This is a genomic window from Streptococcus mitis (genome assembly GCF_003942995.1).
Taxonomy (GTDB): Bacteria; Bacillota; Bacilli; order Lactobacillales; family Streptococcaceae; genus Streptococcus; species Streptococcus mitis_CV.
Window position 1 is genome coordinate 1 of the sequence record NZ_RJOH01000039.1, and the last position, 2300, is coordinate 2300.

At 29.0% G+C, this 2300-nt stretch carries 2 protein-coding genes; both read left to right on the plus strand.

Features of this window, described 5'->3' with window-relative positions; all coding sequences use genetic code 11:
* Nucleotides 1-1482: sensor histidine kinase (locus D8836_RS10980; RefSeq protein ID WP_125393995.1), on the plus strand; the 1482-nt coding region annotated here is incomplete at its 5' end.
* On the plus strand, nt 1463-2300 hold an 838-nt coding region (locus D8836_RS10985), incomplete at its 3' end, for a response regulator (protein WP_125393996.1). The genes D8836_RS10980 and D8836_RS10985, both read left to right, overlap by 20 nt.

The following is a 2300-nucleotide window of genomic DNA, read 5'->3' on the forward strand; positions in this document are numbered from 1 at the left end:
AAATTACATTCTGCAGAGAGGTTTATGTATTCAACAATAACACACAGTGAAGATTTGGAAAAATTAAATCATGTACAAAAATTTTTAGACTATCAAGAAAGTCTAAAAAAGGTTCAAACTAGTTTTACAGAGTTTGAATATCAAAATGAAACCCATATGACATTCTTATTGGAAACAAATTCTACTAAACATTTTATCAATGTTTCCAATCTTTCTATTCCATATGAAGATTATTTACTGTTAAAAACATATCTAAAATCACTAAGTAGCGATATAAGTGACCGTAAGTGGAAAAATATAACTACTAAAAATAGCGAATACTTAGTTAAATCCGTTCATTACGAAGGAAAAATAATTTATGCAGTCATATCCTCAGAAGATATCCTAAAACCTCTCAATAAACTTAATATTGGTAATAATGGTAAACTCTCCCTAAAAGAGCCTAACAATATACCGTCCTCTAATTACCTAATTCATGCCCAAAATGAAAAAACGCATTTACCTTTCGATATTTATGTTTTAGTCGATTATGCCGAAGTCTTTAGAAATATCACACTCTTAGAAGTATTTTTATCAGCTGTTCCTATCATTATCACAATTTTATCAATCATCATTATCCTGTATATTCGTCAGTGGATGATTAAACCTATAACAAGACTCACTGAACGGCTCTCTCAACTTGGGGACTCCATCCCCCCTTCTGAATTTTTTATATCTGAAGGTATACTAGAAATTGATAAGGCAAATGATAAACTTAATAAAGTAATTTTTGATATGCAAGAATTAAAAATACGAGAATACCATTCACAACTAGAACTTAAGAAGATTGAACTTAATTATCTTAAAAATCAAATCCGACCGCATTTCTACTTAAATATGTTATCAATGATTCATAGTATGCTTCAAACAAAAAACTACAAGGAAATTGAAGAATTAACTATCCTAACTTCAAATTATCTCCGTCATTTATTTATGGCTAATCAAGATTTTTCAGAACTTAAAGATGAAGTTCAGCATATTAAAGATTATTTAGAAATACAACGAATTCGATATGGAAATAGTATCTACTTTTCACTAGACTACAATTCTGATTTACAAAATACTCTTGTTCCATCATTACTGTTACAAACGTTTATTGAAAACACAATAAAACACGGTTTTTCATTTCAGGATTTATTTACAATTTTACTATCGATAAAAAAAGTAAAAACTGAGAACTCAGATTATATTCAGATTTGTATCGAAGATAATGGTCCAGGTTTCTCTGAAGAAATTTTATCAAAACTAAATCAGAAACAGTCTCTAATAACAGAAGATGGACATCATATTGGGATTACAAACACCATCGAACGTTTAAATCTTCTCTATCCTAATGACTATAGTATTGCATTTGAAAATAATGAAGAAGGTGGGGCTAAAATTCTTTTACTCATTCCATATAAGATTATAGATGGAGGTTATAATGAACATTTTATTAGTTGATGACGATCGCTTTATCATTGAGGCTTTACGAGAGAAAATAAATTGGGATAAACTACACATTGATATTGTTTATGTTGCCTATAGCCTCACTCAAGCTCAAAATATTATTAGAGAGTATCCTATTGATCTCATGATAAGCGATATAGAAATGCCTCAAGGCAGCGGCCTCGAACTCTTATCGTGGATTAGAAATGAAAAATATGATATAAAAACAATTTTTTTAACCAATTACGCCGACTTCAACTATGCTCAAAAAGCAATTGAATTACAAAGCTTCGAATACTATCTAAAACCCATTAACTTTGAAAAATTAGAATTTATTATTCAAAAAGCTATTAGTAAAATTGAGAATCATAACTCAAATGGAAAAAATGATTCACTTTTACAAATAGAAGATAATTTCTGGTATGATTACCTTAGAAAACCTCAAATTTCTCGCATTGATGAACTAGAAAACATAGCGAGCAAACAAGATTTTATTCTTAAACAACACCAGTATTTTTTCCTCGCAGTTTTAACCATTAATCTTAATGAAAAAGATTATTCTGTAGAAACTCCATCATGGACTTCTCAACTAAAAAAAGAACTTCAAAGAATTTCACAACCTTCTTATAAACTGATAAGTTTGTTTAAGATGGAAAGCCAGGTTGATCAATATGTTTGTCTTTTTAGAGTAGACTCATCAAAACGTAGTGACAAATTAGCATATGAGATTCATTCTCAAATTTCTAATAATTTCAGTAAATACTCCAACATTATATATAAGAGTTGCCATAAAATATCCGATATTTTATTTCATACTAAAGAACTCTACACTT